Source organism: Pseudorhodoferax sp. Leaf267, from assembly GCF_001422405.1.
In the GTDB taxonomy this organism is placed as follows: Bacteria; Pseudomonadota; Gammaproteobacteria; order Burkholderiales; family Burkholderiaceae_C; genus Pseudorhodoferax.
Genome location: NZ_LMMV01000007.1, coordinates 1 through 19,631 on the forward strand (window position 1 = coordinate 1; position 19,631 = coordinate 19,631).

17 protein-coding genes and 3 pseudogenes are annotated in these 19,631 nt (G+C 71.1%); 12 read left to right on the forward strand and 8 right to left on the reverse strand.

The window, feature by feature from the left end:
* The 7 genes and pseudogenes from ASF43_RS31675 to ASF43_RS11145 all read left to right on the forward strand — a co-directional run.
* On the forward strand, positions 1-408 hold a 408-nt coding region (locus tag ASF43_RS31675), incomplete at both ends, for a cation:dicarboxylate symporter family transporter (protein WP_369803258.1).
* A 23-nt stretch (positions 409-431) separates the two neighbouring features.
* Positions 432-479: pseudogene (locus ASF43_RS32240) on the forward strand (hypothetical protein); the annotation flags it as partial.
* Positions 480-491: 12 nt separating this feature from the next.
* Positions 492-637: pseudogene (locus tag ASF43_RS32245) on the forward strand (cation:dicarboxylate symporter family transporter); the annotation flags it as partial.
* A gap of 1 nt (position 638) precedes the next feature.
* Positions 639-1,032: pseudogene (locus ASF43_RS30705) on the forward strand (cation:dicarboxylate symporter family transporter); the annotation flags it as partial.
* 84 nt (positions 1,033-1,116) lie between these two features.
* On the forward strand, positions 1,117-1,809 hold the full coding sequence (locus tag ASF43_RS11135; RefSeq protein ID WP_056180486.1) for a DUF6781 family protein: 693 nt from the start codon (positions 1,117-1,119) through the stop codon (positions 1,807-1,809).
* Between the two features lie 23 nt (positions 1,810-1,832).
* A complete protein-coding gene (locus ASF43_RS11140; protein WP_235578216.1) occupies positions 1,833-3,623 on the forward strand; it encodes an ATP-binding protein in 1,791 nt (596 codons plus the stop codon).
* A 5-nt stretch (positions 3,624-3,628) separates the two neighbouring features.
* Complete coding sequence (locus ASF43_RS11145) at positions 3,629-5,023, forward strand: sigma-54 dependent transcriptional regulator (protein ID WP_056180493.1); 1,395 nt, start codon at positions 3,629-3,631, stop codon at positions 5,021-5,023.
* Here ASF43_RS11145 and ASF43_RS11150 read toward each other — a convergent pair.
* The 3 genes from ASF43_RS11150 to ASF43_RS11155 all read right to left on the reverse strand — a co-directional run bounded on the left by ASF43_RS11150 (position 5,020) and on the right by ASF43_RS11155 (position 7,767).
* A complete protein-coding gene (locus ASF43_RS11150; RefSeq protein ID WP_235578217.1) occupies positions 5,020-6,249 on the reverse strand; it encodes a phospholipase D family protein in 1,230 nt (409 codons plus the stop codon). The genes ASF43_RS11145 and ASF43_RS11150 overlap by 4 nt on opposite strands.
* Positions 6,144-6,614 (reverse strand): hypothetical protein, encoded by a 471-nt coding sequence (locus ASF43_RS31680; RefSeq protein WP_235578218.1) that lies wholly within the window; start codon positions 6,612-6,614, stop codon positions 6,144-6,146. Before ASF43_RS31680 ends, ASF43_RS11150 begins: the two co-directional genes overlap by 106 nt.
* A gap of 67 nt (positions 6,615-6,681) precedes the next feature.
* Positions 6,682-7,767, reverse strand: a complete 1,086-nt coding sequence (locus tag ASF43_RS11155) for a DUF2855 family protein (RefSeq protein WP_056180496.1) — start codon at positions 7,765-7,767, stop codon at positions 6,682-6,684.
* 136 nt (positions 7,768-7,903) lie between these two features.
* On the opposite strand from ASF43_RS11155, the gene ASF43_RS11160 reads away from it, so the two are divergent.
* On the forward strand, positions 7,904-8,794 hold the full coding sequence (locus tag ASF43_RS11160) for a DMT family transporter (protein ID WP_056180499.1): 891 nt from the start codon (positions 7,904-7,906) through the stop codon (positions 8,792-8,794).
* Positions 8,795-8,833: 39 nt separating this feature from the next.
* On the opposite strand, the gene ASF43_RS11165 is transcribed toward ASF43_RS11160, so the two are convergent.
* The 4 genes from ASF43_RS11165 to ASF43_RS11180 form a co-directional block, all read right to left on the reverse strand.
* Entirely contained in the window at positions 8,834-10,807 is a 1,974-nt protein-coding gene (locus ASF43_RS11165) for a gamma-glutamyltransferase family protein (RefSeq protein WP_056180502.1), read from the reverse strand.
* Between the two features lie 151 nt (positions 10,808-10,958).
* Positions 10,959-11,903 (reverse strand): DMT family transporter, encoded by a 945-nt coding sequence (locus tag ASF43_RS11170; RefSeq protein ID WP_369803257.1) that lies wholly within the window; start codon positions 11,901-11,903, stop codon positions 10,959-10,961.
* Positions 11,900-12,421, reverse strand: coding sequence for a methylated-DNA--[protein]-cysteine S-methyltransferase (locus tag ASF43_RS11175; protein WP_056180505.1), 522 nt, complete (start codon positions 12,419-12,421; stop codon positions 11,900-11,902). Before ASF43_RS11175 ends, ASF43_RS11170 begins: the two co-directional genes overlap by 4 nt.
* Positions 12,418-14,016: a DNA-3-methyladenine glycosylase 2 family protein gene (locus ASF43_RS11180; RefSeq protein WP_056180507.1), complete on the reverse strand. Its 1,599-nt coding sequence runs from the start codon at positions 14,014-14,016 to the stop codon at positions 12,418-12,420. Before ASF43_RS11180 ends, ASF43_RS11175 begins: the two co-directional genes overlap by 4 nt.
* A 162-nt stretch (positions 14,017-14,178) precedes the next feature.
* Between ASF43_RS11180 and ASF43_RS11185 the strand changes: the two genes are divergently transcribed.
* The 4 genes from ASF43_RS11185 to ASF43_RS11200 all read left to right on the forward strand — a co-directional run bounded on the left by ASF43_RS11185 (position 14,179) and on the right by ASF43_RS11200 (position 18,046).
* Positions 14,179-14,478 carry a hypothetical protein gene (locus ASF43_RS11185; RefSeq protein ID WP_056180510.1) on the forward strand — a complete coding sequence of 100 codons (300 nt, stop codon included), beginning with the start codon at positions 14,179-14,181 and terminating at the stop codon, positions 14,476-14,478.
* Between the two features lie 20 nt (positions 14,479-14,498).
* Positions 14,499-14,759, forward strand: a complete 261-nt coding sequence (locus tag ASF43_RS11190) for a hypothetical protein (protein WP_156373279.1) — start codon at positions 14,499-14,501, stop codon at positions 14,757-14,759.
* A 179-nt stretch (positions 14,760-14,938) separates the two neighbouring features.
* Positions 14,939-16,945, forward strand: a complete 2,007-nt coding sequence (locus ASF43_RS11195) for a hypothetical protein (protein WP_156373280.1) — start codon at positions 14,939-14,941, stop codon at positions 16,943-16,945.
* Between the two features lie 18 nt (positions 16,946-16,963).
* Entirely contained in the window at positions 16,964-18,046 is a 1,083-nt protein-coding gene (locus ASF43_RS11200; protein ID WP_056180517.1) for a helix-turn-helix transcriptional regulator, read from the forward strand.
* A gap of 55 nt (positions 18,047-18,101) precedes the next feature.
* Here the strand turns inward: ASF43_RS11200 and malQ are convergent, their stop codons facing one another.
* Positions 18,102-19,622: a 4-alpha-glucanotransferase gene (malQ, locus tag ASF43_RS11205; RefSeq protein WP_056180521.1), complete on the reverse strand. Its 1,521-nt coding sequence runs from the start codon at positions 19,620-19,622 to the stop codon at positions 18,102-18,104.
* Positions 19,623-19,631: the final 9 nt, after the last annotated feature.

Here is a 19,631-nt window from a genome sequence, read left to right on the forward strand (position 1 = left end):
GTTTGGCGGGCGCGGCACGCTGGTGTTCGACTTCATCGAGAAGTTCTCGCACGTGCTGTTCGTGATCGTGGGCTACATCATGAAGGTCGCGCCCATCGGCGCCTTCGGCGCCATGGCCTTCACCATCGGCAAGTACGGCGTGAGCTCGCTGCTGCAACTGGGCCAGCTGATGGCCACCTTCTACGCCACCTGCCTGCTCTTCATCTTCGTGATCCTGGGCGGGATCGCCAAGGCGCACGGCTTCTCGATCTGGAAGTTCATCAAGTACATCAAGGAAGAGCTCTTGATCGTGCTGGGCACCTCGTCCAGCGAATCGGTGCTGCCGCGCATGATGGCCAAGCTGGAGAACCTGGGCGCGCGCAAGTCCGTGGTCGGCCTGGTCGTGCCGACGGGGTACTCGTTCAACCTNCGAATCGGTGCTGCCGCGCATGATGGCCAAGCTGGAGAACCTGGGCGCGCGCAAGTCCGTGGTCGGCCTGGTCGTGCCGACGGGGTACTCGTTCAACCTGGACGGCACCAGCATCTACCTCACCATGGCCGCGGTCTTCATCGCGCAGGCCACGAACACGCCCATGTCGCTCACCGAGCAGATCACGCTGCTGGCCGTGCTGCTGCTGACCAGCAAGGGCGCCGCCGGNCGCGGTCTTCATCGCGCAGGCCACGAACACGCCCATGTCGCTCACCGAGCAGATCACGCTGCTGGCCGTGCTGCTGCTGACCAGCAAGGGCGCCGCCGGTGTCACGGGCTCGGGTTTCATCGTGCTGGCGGCCACCTTGTCGGCCGTCGGCCATGTGCCGGTGGCCGGCCTGGCGTTGATCCTGGGCATCGACCGCTTCATGTCCGAGGCGCGTGCGCTGACCAACCTGATCGGCAATGGCGTGGCGACCATGGTGGTGGCCAAGTGGACGAACGACCTGGACACGGCGCGCATGACGCGCATCCTGAACGACGAGTCGCCGGCCGAAGCGCAGGAACCAGAGGCCGTGCTCGACCAGGTCGAGCACCACATGCCCGCAGCGCCCGCGCGCTGACCCCGCAAGGCGTCGATTCGGGCAAGAATCGCGTCCGGGCGCATTCCGGCGCCCGAACCGACCCAACGTACCAGGAGACTCCGCATGGCCAACAAATTCGGCATCGACACCGACGCGCTGATCGCGCAGTACGAGAACGCCACCAGCCAGCAGGGCGCGGCCCTGCGCAAGGCCGTGCAGGCCGCGACGCTGCAGGCATTGCAGCAGCGCGAGCTCACGCTCAAGGCGATCAAGGAGGTGGTGAAGGTCGTCTCCCAGGCCGCCTCGGCCGGCGCCGCGCGCAACGTCCAGGGGGCTGACGTCGAGGCGCTGCTGGAGCAGACCGTCGCCGGCATCGACGGCGCCGTGCAGCAGGCCGTGCAGGCCAGCCAGCGCGCGATGCAGCAGCTGCTGGACCAGGGCGTCGACCTGCGCGAGACGCAGATGAAGAAGGCGCTGACCGACATCGAGAAGATGGAGGACATGGTCTTCGACACGCTGCGCAAGGCCACCAGCGGCGAGGTGCCGGCCCCGGTGCAGCAGGCCTGGGGCGAGGCCCTCAAGCTGTTCGGCCAGGGGGACAGCGCCACCGGCAAGGCGGCGAACACGGCCGTCGAATCGCTGATCGCGCAGGCGCAGGCCATGAGCCGTGAAGGCCGCGCATTCAACCAGCGCGCGGCGCAGGCGTTCATGGACCACTACGCGACGCTGGTCAGCGGCGTGCTGATCGGCATGTCCGAGGCGCTGTCGTCCACGCCTGCCGCCAAGCCGGCCCCGGCTGCGCGCAAGAGCCGCTGACGCCGCGCATGCAGGACGGTGCCGTGCCCCGGCCACGCCAGCGCCGGGCCGGTACCTGGCTCGTGCGCGGCCTGCTGGCCGCGGCCTGGATGGCGCTGGCCGCCTGGGGCGGGCATGCGCTGGCCATGCGGCACGGCCTGCAGGCGCTGCAGGAGGCCGCGGCGCAGCGGCTGGAGATCACCGCCGCGCGGCTGGACGCGCAACTGGCGCGCTTCGACTTCCTGCCCTCGCTGCTGGAGACTTCCGCCGAGGTCATGCGCCATCTGGAGGCGCCTGGCGACGCGTTGCTGGGCACGGCCGTCAACCACTACCTGCAGTCGCTCAACGCCATCGCCGGGGCCGAGAACCTGTACGTGGTCGGCCGCGACGGCATGACGCTGGCAGCAGCCGACTTCGCCTCGCCCGGCACGCCGCTGGGGCACGACCTGTCCTACCGGCCCTATGTGCGCGACGCGCTGGCGCAGGGCCGCGGGCGCTTCTATGGCGTGGGCGTGACCAGCGCGCGCGCCGGCTATTACCTGTCCTATGCCTTGCCGGCGCGCGGCCAGCCGCGTGGCCTGGCCGCCGTGAAGGTGAACCTGGCAGACATCGAGAACGAATGGCGGCAGTTGCCCGGCCAGGTGCTGGTGGTCGACGAACACCGCGTGGCCATCCTGTCCACGCGCGACGAATGGCGCTACCGTCCGCTGGAGCCGCTGCAGGACGCCGCGCGGGCCGAGGCCGCGCAGGCCAAGCGCTACGGCGCGAGCGAACTCGTGCCCCTGAACTGGCGGCTGCGCAACCCGGGCGACCACGACGCGTCGGAGCAGCGCGTGCGCGTGGACGGCCTGGCCTTTGCAGCCAGCGTGCGCGACGTGAACCAGGGGCGCTGGCAGCTGATCCTGCTGGACGACGAGACGGCCCTGCGCGCCAACGCCCGCACCGTAGCGTTCAGCGCGGCGCTGGTGGCGGCGATCGTGCTGCTGCTGGTGGCACTGTTAGCGGCGCGGCGGCGCGAGACCCGCCAGCGCCTGGCCAGCGGCGTGGCACTGCAGGCAGCCCACGATTCGCTGGAGCGCAAGGTGCTGGAGCGCACGGACCAGCTGCGCGCCGCGCAGGACGAGCTGGTGCACGCCGGCAAGCTCGCCGCGCTGGGCCAGATGTCGGCCGGCATGGTGCACGAGCTGAACCAGCCGCTGGCCGCGCTGCAGACCGTCTCGGACAACGCCGACAAGCTGATCCAGATGAACCGGCTGGACGAGGCGCGCGACAACCTGGCGCGCATCGGCCGGCTGGTCGGCCGGCTCAAGCGCCTATCAAGCCAGCTGCGGCTGTTCGCCTACAAGCCGGGCGGCGTGCCGGGCATGGTGCAGCTGCGCCGGCTGCTGGCCGAGGTGCTGCAGCAGCTGGACGGCCGGCTGCAGGAGGAGGGCATCGCCGTCGATGTGCAGGTCGAGCCCGAGGGCTTGGCCGTCACCGGCGACGAAGCCCGGCTCGAACAGGTGCTGGCCAACCTGCTGGGCAATGCCATCGATGCGCTGCGCGGCAGCACGGCGCCGCGCCGTATCGAAGTCCATGCCACGGTGCAGGACGGTGTGGCCCGGCTGCGCATCCGCAACAATGGGCCGCAGATCGACCACGCCATCCTGACCCGCATGTTCCAGCCTTTCGTCACGTCCAAACCCGCCGGCAAAGGCCTGGGGCTGGGGCTCATGATCTCGGACCACATCGTGCGCGAGTTCGGCGGCACGCTGCGCGCGCAGAACCTGGCGCCGACCGGTGCCGAGTTCGTGATCGAACTGCCCGCGCGGCGCGACAACAGCAGGGAGACCTGAAACCCATGAGCGAGAAGCACCCGATCCAGGTCGTGTTCGTCGAGGACGACGAGGACGTGCGCGCCGGCAGCGCCCAGGCGCTGGAGCTGGCCGGCTTCGGCGTGGTCGCGCACGAGTCGGTCGAGGCCGCGCGCCAGGCCGTCGCGCCCGGCGTGCCGGCGGTGGTGGTGTGCGACGTGCGCCTGGGCGGCATGAGCGGCGTGGACTGGCAGGCCGAGCTGCGCCGGCTCGATGCCGAGCTGCCCGTGATCCTGATCTCAGGCCACGGCGACATCGCCATGGCCGTGCAGGCCATGCGCGACGGCGCCTACGACTTCATCGAAAAGCCCTGCACGTCCGAGCACCTGGTCGCGGTCGTGCGGCGCGCGGCAGACAAACGCCGGCTGGCCATCGAGGTGCAGTCGCTGCGCCGCCAGCTGGCCGACTGGCCCGGCATCCAGGCCAGCCTGATCGGCCGCTCGGCCGCCATGCAGCAGGTGCGCGAGCTGGTGCGCAACCTGGCCGGCGCGCCGGCCGACGTGGTGATCTATGGCGAGACCGGCAGCGGCAAGGACCTGGTCGCGCGCTGCCTGCACGAGCACAGCGCGCGACGCCAGGGCCACTTCGTGCCCGTGAACTGCGCGGGCCTGCCCGAGTCGTTGGTGGACAGCGAGATCTTCGGCCACGAGAGCGGCGCGTTCACGGGCGCCACGCGCCGGCGCATCGGCAAGTTCGAGCATGCCAACGGCGGCACGCTGTTTCTGGACGAGATCGAGGGCATGCCGCTCAACGTGCAGGCCAAGCTGCTGCGCGCACTGCAGTACCGGACCGTGGAGCGCCTGGGCTCCAATGCGCCTGTGGCGGTGGATTGCCGCGTGATCGCCGCGAGCAAGGAAGACCTGCGCCTGCTCAGCGAGCAAAAGCGCTTTCGCAGCGACCTGTACTACCGGCTGGGCGTGGCCTTCATCGTGCTGCCGCCGCTGCGCGAGCGGCGCGAAGACATCCCGCTGCTGTTCGAGCACTTCGTGCTGGAGGCTGCGCGCCGCTTCGACCGGCCGGCACCTGTCGTCACGCCCCATGTGCTGTCGCTGCTGATGGCCCATGCCTGGCCCGGCAATGTGCGCGAGCTGCGCAACGTGGCCGACCGCTTCGTGCTGGGCCTGTTCGACAGCGAGGCCGCGCGCCTCCTGGACCAGCGCGGCAGCGGCATGAGCCTGCCCGAGCAGCTGGAACACATCGAGCGCGTGCTGGTCTCCGAGGCACTGCGGCGCGAGCACGGCGACATCAGCGCCACGGCCGCCGGCCTGGGCATCCCCAAGCAGACGCTGTACGACAAGCTCAAGCGGCTGCAGATCGATGCCGCTGCGTTCCGCGGCGAAGTGCGCGCGCGCGAGAGCGGTCTTCCGCTGGGTTCAACCTAGAGCTGGTCGGTCGGCACGAACCACGAGAACAGCAGCAGCTGCAGCCGCGTGAGCAGGCTGGAGTCGGGCTCTTCGGTCAGCACTTCGTCGGCGCCGTCGTCACCGGTGCTGACCCATTGCACGTTCTGCCCGTCGGGCTGCAGCGCGACGCGGTAGACGCCGTCGATGTCGTCCATGTGGTAGGCGTAGACCAGCGCATGCGCCAGCTCGCTGCTGCGGATGCGCACGCCGACCTCGGTGTTGAGCCGGGCCGAACGCGGGTCCAGGTTCATGGAGCCCAGCAGCACCCATTCGCGGTCGATGAGTGCCAGCTTGGCGTGCAGCCGGCCACGCGCCTGCTTGAGCAGCCGGCGGAACTGGCCGCGGCGCTTGAGCTGGTGCGAGCTGACCTCGTACAGCGTCACGCCGGCCTGCAGCAACGCCACGCGGTAGCGGTTGTAGTGGATGTTCACGAGCGGCTCGTCGCTGTCGGCCAACGAGTTGGTGGCCACCGTGACCTGCACGCCGCGCTCGCGCAGAGCGCGGATGCGGGCCACGCCCTCGTCGCCGGGGATGAAGTAGGGCGACACGATGGTGATCTCGGACCTGGCCTGCGCCGCCATGGCCTGCGTGGAGCGCGCCAGTGTCTCGGTGGGAAAGGGGCCCTCGCCCAGTGCCTTGGTCGGGCTGTCGGCCTCGGCCTGCGCCAGCGCGCGGATCCACGGCATCCTGCCGCTGTCCAGCTGCTCGCCCAGGGGGCCTTCGCCGAAGGTGTCGGGCGCATCGGGCGGCTCGGGCTCGGGTGTGCCGGGGCCGCTGGTGGCAGTCTCGAACGCGCTGCGCAGCTGCTCCGGCGTGTCGGGGCTGGCGGCCACCGTAGCCAGCGGGTAGACCACTTCACTGTTCCAGTAGCGGTCGAAGATGCCGGCCAGCTCGGGCACGACCGGGCCGGCCATCACCACCTCCAGGTCGATGAAGTTGGCCGTCGTACTGCGCAGGAAATACTCGTCCGCCAGGTTGCGCCCACCTGCGATGGCGAAGGCCCCGTCGGCCACGAACAGCTTGTTGTGCATGCGGTGGTTCAGGCGGCGGAAGTCGGCGAAGAAGTCGATCCAGCGTGTGAACGCGTGGGCCCGGCCGTTCACGAAGGGGTTGAACAGCCGCACTTCGGCGTTCGGCTCCGTGGCCAGGGCCAGCAGCAGCGGGTCCAGGCCGGCGGTGTAGAAGTCGTCCAGCAGCAGCCGCACGCGCACGCCGCGCCGGGCCGCGTCGCGTCGCGCAGTTCGCGCAGGATCAGCCGGCCCGTCTTGTCGTTGCCGATCTGGTAGGTCTGGACGTCCAGCGAAGCCTGGGCGCGGCGCATCAGCGTGAGCCGCGCGTCCAGCGCGAAGTTGGCCTGCGACAGAGAACGCACGCTGGAATGGGTGGGTTCGCGCCCGGCCTGCAACTGCTCGGCCGCCCGGCCCAGCGCTGTGGCGGGCGACGCGGCGACGGCCGCCACCGGTGGCGTGGGCGGCCGGGCGGGCAAGCCGGCGCAGCCTGCCAGCAGGCAGGCCAGCCACAGCAAAAGGCCTTGCCTGAGCCGGCGAAACGGTGGGTGCGTCACAGGCATGGAGTGGAAAGGCTGCGCGGGGGCGGGCGCAGATGGTAGCGGCTGCCCAGGGCCGCGGCCACGGCGGCTAGACCAGCGACAGCATGTGACCGACGCGCGGATCGCCGCGGCCGCCCAGCACGTCCAGGTAGGCGGCCTGCACGGCCTGCGGCCCGCGGTGGTGACGCGGCTGCAGCCAGGGCGCTGCCGGATCGGCAACCCGGGCGATGTAGGCCTGCCAGGCTTCCAGCAGGCGCGCGTTCAACGTGGCTGCACCCCAGTCGTCATTGCGCTTTTTGACCTGCGCCGGCGCGAAGAACAGCGTGGCGCGCGGGCCCGGCAGGTCTTTGGCGCCGCCGAGCTGCTCCACATGCGTGCCGCCGATGGCGCTGCTGTAGCGCAGGTTCGGCAAGCGGGTGTGGATGTCGCGCCGCAAGTCGGCGTTGCCGGCGAAATCGACATAGACGCAGGGCTGCTCCGCCGGCACCTTGCCCAGTTCGTCGTAGCCCAGCACGCGGCTGTAGCAGCCCAGGCTTTCGCAGAACGCCTTGTTGCCGGGCGAGGTCAGGCCCACGACTTCGATGCCTGGCCGCTGGGCGAGCTGGAACGCCGTGGCGCTGGCGGTCTTGCTCGATGCGCTGGACAGCAGCACCGTGGCCGCGCCGAAAAAGCCGTTGTCCTGCAGGAAGTCGTCGATCAGCCAGGCCGTCATGAACAGCGGGCGCAGCAAGGCCTGCAGATCCTCGGTGGGCGCGGTGTAGCACGGGTCGGTGTTGCAGCGCGTGTAGCGGTTGTAGACCGCGTGCAGCGCGGCGCGGTGCGGGGCCGCGTCGAAGAAGCCCTCGGGCGTGAGCCGGGCCGGCTGCAGCACAGCCTGGTCGGCCATCGGGAAGTAGCCGTACAGCCGCTCGCCCACGGCGACGCCGGGGTGCAGCGACTGCGCGACGGTGGCAAAGCCCCACACCGGCACGACGCCCCAGCCGGCCTCGCCACTCGGAAAGAAATCCCAGTAGTGCATGGCATCGCCGAACGCGGCGTAGGTGATGTTGTTGGAGGTCAGCGCGAACGGCGCGATGCGCACGCGAACCTGGCCCGGGGCCAACGGCGCGTCCTGCGCAGTGCGCAGACGCGTGGTGCCGAGTGCGTCGTGGCGCACGAGGAGTGTGGTGGTCATGCGCTGACCTTAGCGCACCGCACGCAGCCGCGGGCTCCGGCAAGACCCGCAGGCGACAAGCCCGCCCGCCAGGGTCGGCACCGGGTCGGGCCGCAGCCGCGCTGACGCACAATCGCGCCGCATTCTTTTCCTCGCCATGAAACTGACCCACACCCGCGCCCTGTTCCTGATGGTTGTCGTGACGCTGATGTGGTCGATTGCCGGTGTGGTGACACGGCACCTGCATGCGGCGCAGAGCTTCGAGGTCACGTTCTGGCGCAGCTTCTTCACGCTGCTGACACTGCTCGTGCTGCTGCCCGCGCTGCAGGGCCGCGCGCTGTGGTCGCGCATGCGCAGCGCGGGCTGGGCGCTGTGGGTCTCGGGCCTGTGCTGGAGCGTGATGTTCACGGCCTTCATGCTGGCGCTGACCATGACCAGTGTGGCCAACGTGCTCGTGACCATGGCGCTGGGGCCGCTGTTCACGGCGCTGGTCGCGCGCGTGGTGATCGGCCACCGGCTCGCGCCGCGCACCTGGTGCGCCATCGTGCTGGCCGGCATCGGCATCGCCTGGATGTACGGCACGCAGTTCGAGCTGGGCGGCGGCGCCGCGCTGGCGGGCACGCTGGTGGCGCTGTGCGTGCCCGTGGCGGCCGCGGTCAACTGGACGGTGGTGCAGCGCAGCCATGCCTCGGGCCGCGACCTGGACCTGGTGCCCTCCGTGCTGGTGGGCGCCTTGCTGTCCTCGCTCTACACGCTGCCAGCGGCGCTGCCGCTGCAGGCCACGCCGCACGACATCGGCCTGCTGGCGGTGCTGGGCGTGCTGCAACTGGCGATTCCCTGCGTGCTGTCGGTGCGCTGCGCGCGCGTGCTGAAGGCGCCCGAGGTCTCGCTGCTGGCATTGCTGGAGGTGATCTTCGGTATCGCCCTGGCCTGGCTGGGCGCGCGCGAGGAGCCCGGCCCCTCGGTGCTGGCCGGTGGCGCGCTGGTGATTGCCGCGCTGGTCGGCAATGAGGTGCTGGGGTGGCGCGCGCGCAGCGCGCCGGGCTGACAGGCACCGAGCCCGTGCCGGGCTCGGTGCCTGCGTGGCCTACAGGGCGCCGTCGCCCAGGATGATGCCCTCGCGGCGCGGGTCCACGCCGCCTTGCAGCACCCACTTGCCGTCCTTCTGGACGCGCATGATGGTGGAGATGCCGCTGGACTGGGCACCGGTGGACACGGTGTGGCCCATGGCGCGCAGGCCGGCGACCAGGGCCGAGGTGTCCAGCGAGGTGTTGGCACCGTCGACGTTGGTGGTGGGGCTGTTGGCCGCGCCGAAGTCCACCATCGAGGTGGCCATCTGCGCGTCCATGCCCCAGTCCAGCGCCCCGACGACGGTCTTCAGCACGTACTGGATGATCGTGCCGCCGCCCGGCGAGCCGGTGGCCAGCATGAAGTCGCCCGGCTCGGAACCGCGGAACACCACGGTAGGCGCCATCGTGCTGCGCGGGCGCTTGCCCGGTGCAACGCGGTTGGCGATCGGCACGCCGGCGCCGTCCACGGGCTGGGCCGAGAAGTCGGTCAGCTGGTTGGTCAGCAGGAAGCCGTTGGTCATGTGGAACGAGCCCATGCTGGACTCGACCGTGGACGTGACCGAGGCCACGTTGCCGTAGGCGTCGACGATGGAGAAGTGCGTGGTGCCGGCCTCGACCGAGGTGTCGCGGCCCAGCGGCACGTCGCCCAGGTTGCCGGCCTGCGCCGTGCCCATGGTCCTGGTCAGGTCGATCAGCGCCGCGCGCCCGCGCAGGTAGCTCTTGTCGAGCATGGTCGACAGGCCGTTGCCCGGCAGCGGGATGTAGTCGGTGTCGGCCACGTACTTGTCGCGGTCGGCATAGGCCAGGCGCGAGGCCTCGGACACCAGGTGCACGCCCATCACGCTGGGCACGCCGCCTTCCACGGTCGGGTTGGTCGGCGGGTAGAACGACAGCGGGAAGTTCTCCAGGATGCCCAGCGCCTGCGTGATCGCGATGCCGCCGGAGGACGGCGGCGCCATGGCGCAGACGTAGTAGGTGGCGCGGTAGGTGGTGCAGGCCGGGTCGCGCTTCTTGGCCTTGTAGCCGGACAGGTCGGCCAGCGTCATGAGGCCGGGCGTGATCGGCGTGCGGGCCGCGTCGTCACCGACGGCCTGCGCCACCTTGTCCACGATGGCCTGGGCGATGGGGCCGGTGTGCAGTGCGTCGGCGCCCTGGGCAGCCAGTGCCTGCAGCGTCTGCGCGTAGGGCAGGTTGGTGGTGGTCTCGCCGCTCAGCTTGGGCGTGCCGTCGGGCTTGAAATAGGCCGCCATGGCGTTGGCGTCCAGCGCCAGGCTGTTGCGGTTGCTGTTGATGGCCGCGCCCAGGCGGGCCGGGATCACGTAGCCGTTCGTGGCGAGGTCGACGCCTTCGTCGAACAGCTGGTTCCACTTGAGCTTGCCGTGCTCCTTGTGGGCCATTTCCATCATGCGCATCACCCCGGGCACGCCGATGGACCGGCCGCTGCGCCGCCCGACAGGGTTGGATGCCGGCACGGGCGCGGGCGAGGCGGGATCGGCCTGGTCCTGGCGTACCAGGTAATAGCCGGTGGCGGCGGCGGGGGCGGTTTCGCGCCCGTCGTAGGCCGTGACCTTCTTCGTGGCCGCGTCGTAATACACCATGAACGCACTGCCAGCGATGGTGCTGGACTGGGGCTCGACCAGGCCGAGCACCGCCTGCACGGCAATGGCCGCATCGGCAGCCGTGCCGCCGGCCTTGAGCACTTCGCAGCCAGCCTTGCTGGCCAGCGGCGTGTTGGCCACGACCATGTAGCTGTTGGATTGCTTGGCCTTGTACCCCAGGCGGTAGCCGGAGGCAGCCTCGGGCGCGGCCGGGTCGCCGGCCACGCCGGAACCGACGACGACCGTCGAGCCGTTGCTGGCCAGGATCGCGCAGCTGTTCGGGTTGCTGTCGACGACCAGGTCATCGCCGTCGCTGCCGCCGCAGGCGACCAGTGCGATGGCCACCGCGACGGGGGTCACGATCCAGAGGGGTGTACGTGCTGTGAATCTCATGTCGTTCGAAGAGTCCTGGTTGTTCTGATCTGCGCACCGGAAGTGGGCGCAGGGCTTGTGGGAAGCACCGACTGTGCCAGCAGCCTCCAGCGCGGGAGCTTGACGCGTTGCAGCAATTTGTTGCCGTCTGTTACGGCGCCGGCGGGCGCGGTCAGCGCGTGCCCGGCAGCCGCACGGCGCCGGTGGCCAGCGCCGTGCCGCTCACGATGACCAGGCCGCAGCCCAGCATCCAGGCCGTCAGGTCCTCACCCAGCAGCAGCGTGCCGTACAGCACGGCGAACACCGGCACGACGAAGGTGACCGTCAGGGTGCGCGACGGCCCCACGCGCGCGATCAGCCGAAAGAACAGGATGTAGGCCAGCGCCGTGCACAGCACGCCCGCGGCCAGCAGTCCGGCCCAGGCCTTTGCGCTGGGCATGGTGGCCGGCCACAGCCAAAGGGCCGGCAGCAGCAGGCCCAGCGTGGCGCCGAGCTGGCTGCCCGCGGCCAGCACGAGCGAAGGCACACCGGTCAGGTAGCGCTTGGTGAAGCTGGCCGCCAGCGCGTAGAAGATGCACGCGGCCAGGCAGGCCAGCACGGCCCAACCGGTGGCCGCGGCGCCGGCCTTGGGCGCGAAGCTGGCCTTGTTCCAGGCCAGCAACGCCACGCCGACGAAGCCCAGCGCCAGGCCCGTGGCGCGCGAGGCGCCGGGCCGGTCCTTGAGCCACAGCCAGGCCACGATGGCGCCGAACAGCGGCACGGTTGCGTTCAGGATCGACGACAGCCCGGTGCTGATGGACAGCACCGCAAACGAGAACAGCGCGAACGGAATGCCCGAGTTCAGCAGGCCGACGAAGAGCACGGGCCTGGCGTGCTGGCGCAGCTGCGGCCCCAGCCCGCGCCAGTACAGCAGCGGCAGCAGGCAGGCCGCGGCGATGGTCACGCGACCGGCCGCCGTGGGCAACGGGCCGAATTCCAGCGCGGCCATGCGCATGAAGAGGAAGGACGCGCCCCACAGAGCCGACAGCAGCACGAAATCGAGGATCCAGGCGGATGCCGCTGTGGCGGGCGCGTTGGCCGATGGGGTCACGTCGACGGCCGGACGTGCGGCGTTCAAGCTGCTCTCCTCAGTGCGTCTGGCTGGCTACCAGCCTCCAGCGCCAGCAGCGCCGTCTTGCGCGGCAGGCCACCGGCGTAGCCCGTGAGCGAGCCGTCGCTGCCGACGACGCGGTGGCAGGGCACGATGACGCACACCGGGTTGCGGCCGACCGCCGCGCCCACGGCACGCACGGCGGCGGGGTTGCCGATGCTGCGCGCCAGGGCACCGTAGCTCGTGAGCCGGCCCGGGCCGATGGCCAGCAGGCCCTGCCAGACGGCGCGCTGGAAGGCCGTGCCGGCCGCCAAGTCCAGCGGCAGGTCGAACGCGCGCAGCCGTCCGTCGAAGTAGGCCAGCAGCTGTTCCTGCGCCGCTTGCAGCACGGCGTGGCGCGTGGCATGGGGCCAGCGGCTGGTGTCGGGCTGGTGGCGCTGGCCGTCGAACCAGGCGCCGCACAGGCCCTGGTCGGATGCCGCCAGCACCATGGGGCCGAGCGGCGTGGTGAAGCGGCTTTGCTGGGTGGAGGCGTGGTAGTTCATGGTGTCGTGCCTGCAGAAGTAGATGGTGTGGATCTGGCCCTGACCGGAACCTTGGCCGGCCGGGGCGGCATGCTGGCCCAGGCGCGCAGCACGGCGTAGCTGCGCCAGGGCTTCCAGGCCAGTGAGGCGGCCTCAGCCGCACGCGCGGGCTGGCGGTCGCTGCGCACCCCCAGGGCCGTGTGCAGCGCCACGTCGCCGGCCGGGAACGCGTCGGGCCAGCGCAGCGCGCGCATGGCGATGTACTGCGCCGTCCAGTCGCCGATGCCGGGCAGGGCCTTCAATGCTTCGATGGTGGCGGGCACGTCGCAGCCCGGGTGCAGTTGCAGCCCCCCGGCCACCGCCTGCGACAGCGCGACGATGGCGGCCTGGCGCTGGCGCACGATGCCCAGGTGGCCCAGCGCGTCGCCGGCTGCGTCGCCCAGGCTGGCCAGCGCCGCGGCCTGCGGGAACAGGCGGTCCAGCCCCGGCTCGGGTGTCGCCACCGGTTCTCCGAAGCGCGCCACCAGCCGGCTGGCCAGCGTGCGCGCGGCGGCCACGGTGATCTGCTGGCCCAGCACGGCGCGCACGGCCAGCTCGTAGCCGTCCATGCAGCCGGGCACGCGCAGGCCGGCGCCGTCGGGGAAGCGCTCGCCCAGCACGGCGTGGATGGCGGCAGGGTCGGCGTCCAGGTCCAGCAGCATGCGCACGCGGCGGATCGCCTGTGGCAGCACGCCGCGCAGGCTGTCGGACACGCGCAGCACGGCCTGGCTGCGCTCGGGCACAAAGTCCACATGCAGCCAGCCGCTGTGCCACTGTCCGCCGGACCAGACACGCCAGGTGCGCGCCAGCGCGCCGTGCACGCCATCGGCGTCGCACTGCACAGCCTCCATGCCGGCGATCTGGCGGTGGGCGAAGAAGCGCAGCATGGCGCCCGTGTCGTAGGGCGGCCGGTAGCCCAGGCGCACGCTGGTGCCCTGGCCCTCGGGGCCGCCGCCGGCGCGGCGCAGCTGGCTGGGGTTGAGTCCGTAGTGCTCGACGAACGCGGCATTGAAACGCCGCAGGCTGTGGAAGCCGCTGGCGCTGGCGACCTGGGCGATGGGCAGGCCCGTGTCTGCCAGCAACTGCTTGGCCGTGAGCAGCCGGCGCGTTTGCAGGTACTGCAGCGGCGAGACGCCGAAATGGGCCTCGAAGATGCGGCGCACGTGGCGGTCGCTGACGCCCAGGCGCTGGGCCAACGCCTCCACCGTGGGGCCTTCGTCGGGCCAGGCGTCGGGCTCGTCGAGCAGGCGGGCGGCCTGGTGCGCCAGGATGTAGGCCGCGTCCTGGACGGACCACAGCACCGAGCTGGGCGCCAGCTCGGGCCGGCAGCGCAAGCAGGGGCGGAACCCGGCGCTCTCGGCCTGGGCCGCATGCTCGAAGAAGCGGCAGTTCTCGCGCCGCGGCGTGCGCACGCTGCAGACCGGCCGGCAGTAGATGCCGGTGCTCGTCACGCCCGTGAAGAAACGCCCGTCGAATCGCGCATCGCGTGCTTGCAGCGCGTGGTAGCGGGCATCGTCCTCGGCGGCCTCGCCCGGGGGCGCCGCAGCGTTGGTGGTGGGGGTGCAAGCGCAGGACATGGCTGGATCATAGAAGCGCGCGGCCCGCCCACCTGGCCGTTTCCGGACCTGTGGCCGCGGCACATCGTACGCACGCCGACCCGGCTTCGCGGCGTTTGCCGACAGGGGCTTGCGCACGCGCGGCGCACGATCGCCGGCACCAGAACCCAGGAGAACCCGACGATGGCTGAGTACCGCGTGACCGCCTTGCGCTATGTGAACCAGGAATTGATCGCCGTGCTGATGGGGCAGGCGGCCGGCAGCGGTGGCGATTGGACGCAGGAGCCGCAGGAGGCCCGCGTTCCCGAAGTCGTGGCGCGCATTGAAGCCGGCGACACGGTGCGCGCCCTGTTGCGCGACGGCAGCCAGGTCGACGTGGGGCCCGCGCTGAAAGTCGTCACCGACGAGCAGGGCCACAAGACTTTGGCCCTGGACAACGCGCCCAGCGACTGCCTGGAGCTGTCGGATCTGGAGCGTTTTTGACCGGCCGACAGGAGATGAGCATGTCCCGCAAACCATTGAACCATGTGCAGTATCTGGCCGAGCTGAACCAGCGGTTGTGGAGCGACGCGGACTTCAGCGAAGGCATGGAGTTCAAGCTCTACCCGGACGGCACGATCGCCGGCCACCTGCGCGATGCGGACGGCATGGGCAGCTGCACGATCCCGGCGGTGTTCGCGCGCATCGAGCATGAGGTCGCACAGCGGTTCTCGCTCGTGGTTCCATTTGTCGTCATGCCGATGCACGACGCAATGCCCGCCTGATCCAGGCGCCGCGCCGGGCCGTGCTGGCCCGGCGCTTCTCATCTGATCTGAGGACGGATACCGCCGGCTTGGCGCCGTACCGCGCCTGGCATCGTTCGTATGAATGATGGCGAAGGAGTGCGCGCTCCCTAAGTTACGCACCGGGGAATATTCCCGGACAAAGTTTCTTAGGAGCCACCATGCGACACGCATTTCGACTGAGTCTTCTGGCAACGGCTATCGCTGCGCTCGCCGCCTGTGGCGGCGGTGGGGACAGCGGCGACGCGACCACGCCGCCCGAGCCCGTCCCCACGACGACGCCAGTGGCCGTGTCGGTCGGGGCCGGCGTCACGGAAGGCGCCCAGGTCTGCGTGGACGTCAATGGCAACGGTGCCTGCGACCAGGGCGAGCCGCAGGCCACCAGCGCCAATGGTGGTGCCAGCCTGAACGTACCGACCGCCGACGTCGGCAAGTACGCGGTGGTGGTCACGCAGGCCGATGGCGTGGTCTACAGGGCGCCGGCAGGTGCCACCGACGTGGTCGGCCCGTACAGCACGATGGTCTTCGACCAGATGCGTGCCACCGGCGCCACGCTGGCCGAGGCCACCGCGGCGCTGCAGAGCCAGTCCGGTCTTTCGGTGTCCCCGTTGGCGCGCCACGCGGCCGGCACGGACGCCGGCAGCGCGACGGCAGCGCTGGCCGGCCGCATCATGGCCGCTGCACTGAAGATGCAGCTCGATGCCCTGCTGCCCCTGGCCGGTCAGAAAGACAGCGGTGGCGTGGACATGACGGCAGCCGCCATCCGCGACACGGTCACGGGCCGGCTCACCACGATGGCTGCAGGCGCCACCGACGCCGCAGCCAGGGCCCTGGCTGCCGGCACGTGCACCGACGCCACCAGCGCCGGCTGCAACGCGGCCGTGCAGGCCGCGGCCACAGCCGCTGTGGCCGCCCACCCGCTCAAGGCAGCCACCTTGCCCGACTACGCGCAGGCCCAGCGACTGCTTGCCGCCGCCCAGACAGCCACCGGCCCCAACGAGCAGATCCAGGGCACCTTCTCGCTGGACTTCGTGAATCCGGGCGATGCCGACAACTGGTTCTACCGCGTGCTGCTGACCACCACCGCCGGCGCCGTGCCGGACGCCAACGGCATGTTCACGGCGAGCGACCTGCGTGTGCGCAGTGTCGGCGGCGTGCAGACCACCACGAGCTGGACCAACGACCCGGCCCGCCAGGGCGACCTGCACTGGAGCGGTTCGGCCTGGGAAGGCTGCGCCGTCGGCAGCCCCATCAAGTCGACACCGCGCGATGCTGGCGGCGTCAACCGCTCGGACGCGTGCGGCAGCCTGAACGTCAACGCAATACGCCAGGTGCGGCAGGACATTTCGGGCCAGTCGATGCAGGCCGTGGTCGATCGCCTGGCGGTGGCGCGGCCGGGCTGGGGTGTTCCGGTGGCCGGGTTAGGGGCGTCGAGCGCACTGGCCGGCGCCGTGTTCCCGGCGGGGTCGCAGCTACTGCACCGCTGGGCCACCGACGTGTCGCTGGCCACCACCTACGACGTGCGCAGTTCGAACGAGGTCACGGTGCCCCTGGCCATCACGGCAGCCGGCGGCGACGCGCGCGGCGGCGCCACGCCGGCCTGTGCCGTGACGGCCAACCAGGCATTTAGCCCCGCCGATACGCTGGAGACGCTGGTCGCACGCATGCGCGGCACGCCTTGCATCTTCGACCAGGCCACGCAGACGGTCGGCGGCAGCACCTTCACCAGCGCGTCGCCCAATGAGTGGGCCGGGCAGAGCACGGCGTCGTTCGGCACGCTCGGCTCGGCTGCCGTGGGCGCCACGCCACAGACGGCCTACTACACGCCCAACGAGCTGATCCGGGTGGCCTTCGGCGACGGCAACGTGGCGCGCTACTACAGCTGCCTGCAGCGCTGGAGCGACGGGTCGCCGCGCAACTGCACCGCCATCGGCACCGGCAGCTACACCATCACGCAACTGGGCGACGGCCGCGCGATGACGTTCCAGGGCGTGCCCGGGCAGGCGGCGCGGCTCGGCTTTGAGCGCGTGTTCGTGGAGCGGGGCGGCAAGGTGTACTTCGGCTTTCGCAACAGGACAGCCGCGAACAGCTACAACCCGCGCCTGAACAGCGTTGCCGCCAACGCCTTGCTGACGCAGTATTCGATCCCTGCGGTCGTGGTGCCCTGAGGCGCGAGCCCCGTTGACATGACGCAAGCTGCTGCCCTCAGCCGCGCGCTGGACGCCCTGCAGACGCTGGACGACCCCGACCCGCGGTGGGGCGACGTGCTGGAGGGCTTTCGGCAGTGCGTGGGCGGCGACTCCGCCCGGCTGTTGATGTTCGGAGGCGACGGCGAGTTGCTGCTGGTGCAGCGCGAGGGCGGCGACGCCCAGGCCGACAGCGACTATGCCGCGCACTTCCACGCGCATGACTTCCTGCTGCCGCTGGCGCGTGGCAGTGGCGCCGGCGTGTGGAACGACAGTGCCGAAGCGTTGACCGCCGCGGCGCTGGACCGCAATGTGTTCTACGTGGACTTCCTGTGCCGCCACAGGATCCGCCAGGTGGTGGCGCACACGGCCGTCGATGGGCTGCGCACACTGGCGCTGAGCGTGCAGCGCAGCCAGCCGCGCGGTGGCATGCGCGCCGTGGTGGAGAGCGCCGCCACGCGCCAGTTCACGGCCACGCTGGCGCGCGCGCTGCAGGAACGACAGGCCTGCGCCGTGCAGGCCTGGGCGTCGCTGGACGCGTGCTTCAGCGCGTATGGCGAAGCCTTGCTGCTGGTCACACCGTCAGGCGTCGTCCTGCACCTGTCGGCGCTGGCCAGGGAATGGCTGGGCCGGCATACGGCGCTCGTGCTGCGCGGTGGCCGGTTGCAGCATCCCGACGCGCACGCGCAGGACGTGCTCCTCGATGCGCTGCGGCGCAGCACCCGCCAGCGCACACCGGTGTGCCTGGCGCTGCCGGGCATGCAGGGGGCTGTGGACCGGCTCGAACTGGTGCGCGCCGACGACGGGCTGAGCCTGGCGGGCGAACGGCTGGCGCTGGTGCGGCTGGGCCGGCGCGGTGCTGGGCCGGCCGCCGCGCCCGAGTTGCTGGCCCTGGCGTTCGGGCTGACGCTGGCCGAGGCCCGGGTGCTGGCAGCGTTGGTGCAGGGCCAGCGCGCCGCGGACATCGCCGAGCGCCACAAGGTGCGCATCACCACCGTGCGCACGCAGATCGCAGGGCTGCTGGCCAAGATGGATTGCACGCGCCAGTCGGAGCTGGTGCTCAAGGCCTGCACGGCCATCTGAATGGAGGGGGCCGCCGCCACGGCCTGGCTGCCGCGCGCCGGCCCGCGGGGCACGCTCAGTGGGACACGGAGGCGGCGGCGCGCCCGTACAGCCGCGTCAGCGCCGCCAACCGCTCCGCATGCTCCGGCCGCACCTGGTCCCATCCGAAGCGCCAGGCCCAATGGCCGTGGCCCTCGCCGGGCAGGTTCATGCGGTCCGCGGTGCCCAGGCCCAGCACGTCCTGCAGCGGGGCGATGGCGGTGTCGGCCACGCTGGCCCAGGCCATGCGGATCAGCGTCCAGTGGATCTCGGGCGCCAGCGTGTCGGGCGCGCGGTCCAGGTAGGCGCCCACATGGTTGCGCTCGGCCTCGCTCGCCGTGGCCCACCAGCCCTGCGTGGTGTCGTTGTCGTGCGTGCCGGTGTAGACCACGGTGGGCGCCTCGTGGTTGTGCGGCAGGTACAGGTTGTCGGCCTTGCCGTCGAAGGCGAAGTGCAGGATGCGCATGCCGGGCAGCTGCGTGGCGCGGCGCAGCGCGTCCACGTCGGGCGTGATCAGCCCCAAGTCCTCCGCGATGATGGGCAGCGGCCCCAGCGCCTCGGCGATGGCCTCGAACAGCGCCAGGCCGGGGCCGGGCAGCCAGCGGCCCTGCACGGCCGTGGGTTCGCTTGCGGGGATCTCCCAGTACGCCGCGAAGCCGCGGAAATGGTCGATGCGCACGATGTCCACCATCTTGAAGGTGTGGCGCACGCGCTCGGTCCACCATGCGTAACCGTCGGCCGCGTGGGCGCTCCAGCGGTACAGGGGGTTGCCCCAGCGCTGGCCCGTGGCGCTGAAATAGTCGGGCGGCACGCCGGCCACGACGCGCTGGCGGCCGTCGGCGTCCAGCTCGAACAGCTGCTGGTGCGCCCAGACGTCGGCGCTCTGCGGCGCGATGAAGATCGGCGCGTCGCCCACGATGGCGATGCCGCGTGCGTTGGCATAGGCGCGCAGCCGCTGCCATTGCCGGAAGAAGCACCACTGCCCGAAGCGCCAGAACGCGATGCGCCCGGCATGTGCCTCGGCCGCATCTCGCAGGGCCGCAGGCTCGCGGCGGGCCAATGGCGCGGGCCAGTCGGCCCAGTCGCGCCCGGGGTGCTCTTCGGCCAGCGCCATGAACAGCGCGTAGTCGTCCAGCCAAGCCGCATGGTCGGCGCAAAAGGCCGCGTGGTCGGCGCGTTGCTCGGCGCTCGCATGCACCGCGAAGGCGTCGGCTGCGCGTGCCAGCCGCGCCATGCGCCAGGGGATCAGGGCGCCGTAGTCGATGCGCGCGTCCTGGAAGGCAGCGTCCGGCGCCAGGTCGTCGGGCACCAGCCAGCCCTGCGCGGCCAGGTCGGCCAGGTCGATCAGCAGCACATTGCCCGCGAACGCCGAGCTGCTCATGTAGGGCGAGTTGCCTGGTCCAACGCCGCCCAGCGGCAGGATCTGCCAGAGCTTCTGGCCGGCGCCCTGCAGCCAGTCGACGAAGTGGTAGGCCGAGGGGCCCAGGTCGCCGGAGCCATGGGGGCCGGGCAGGCTCGTGGGGTGCAGCAGGATGCCGCTGGCGCGGGGGAGTCGCATGGGGGAGAG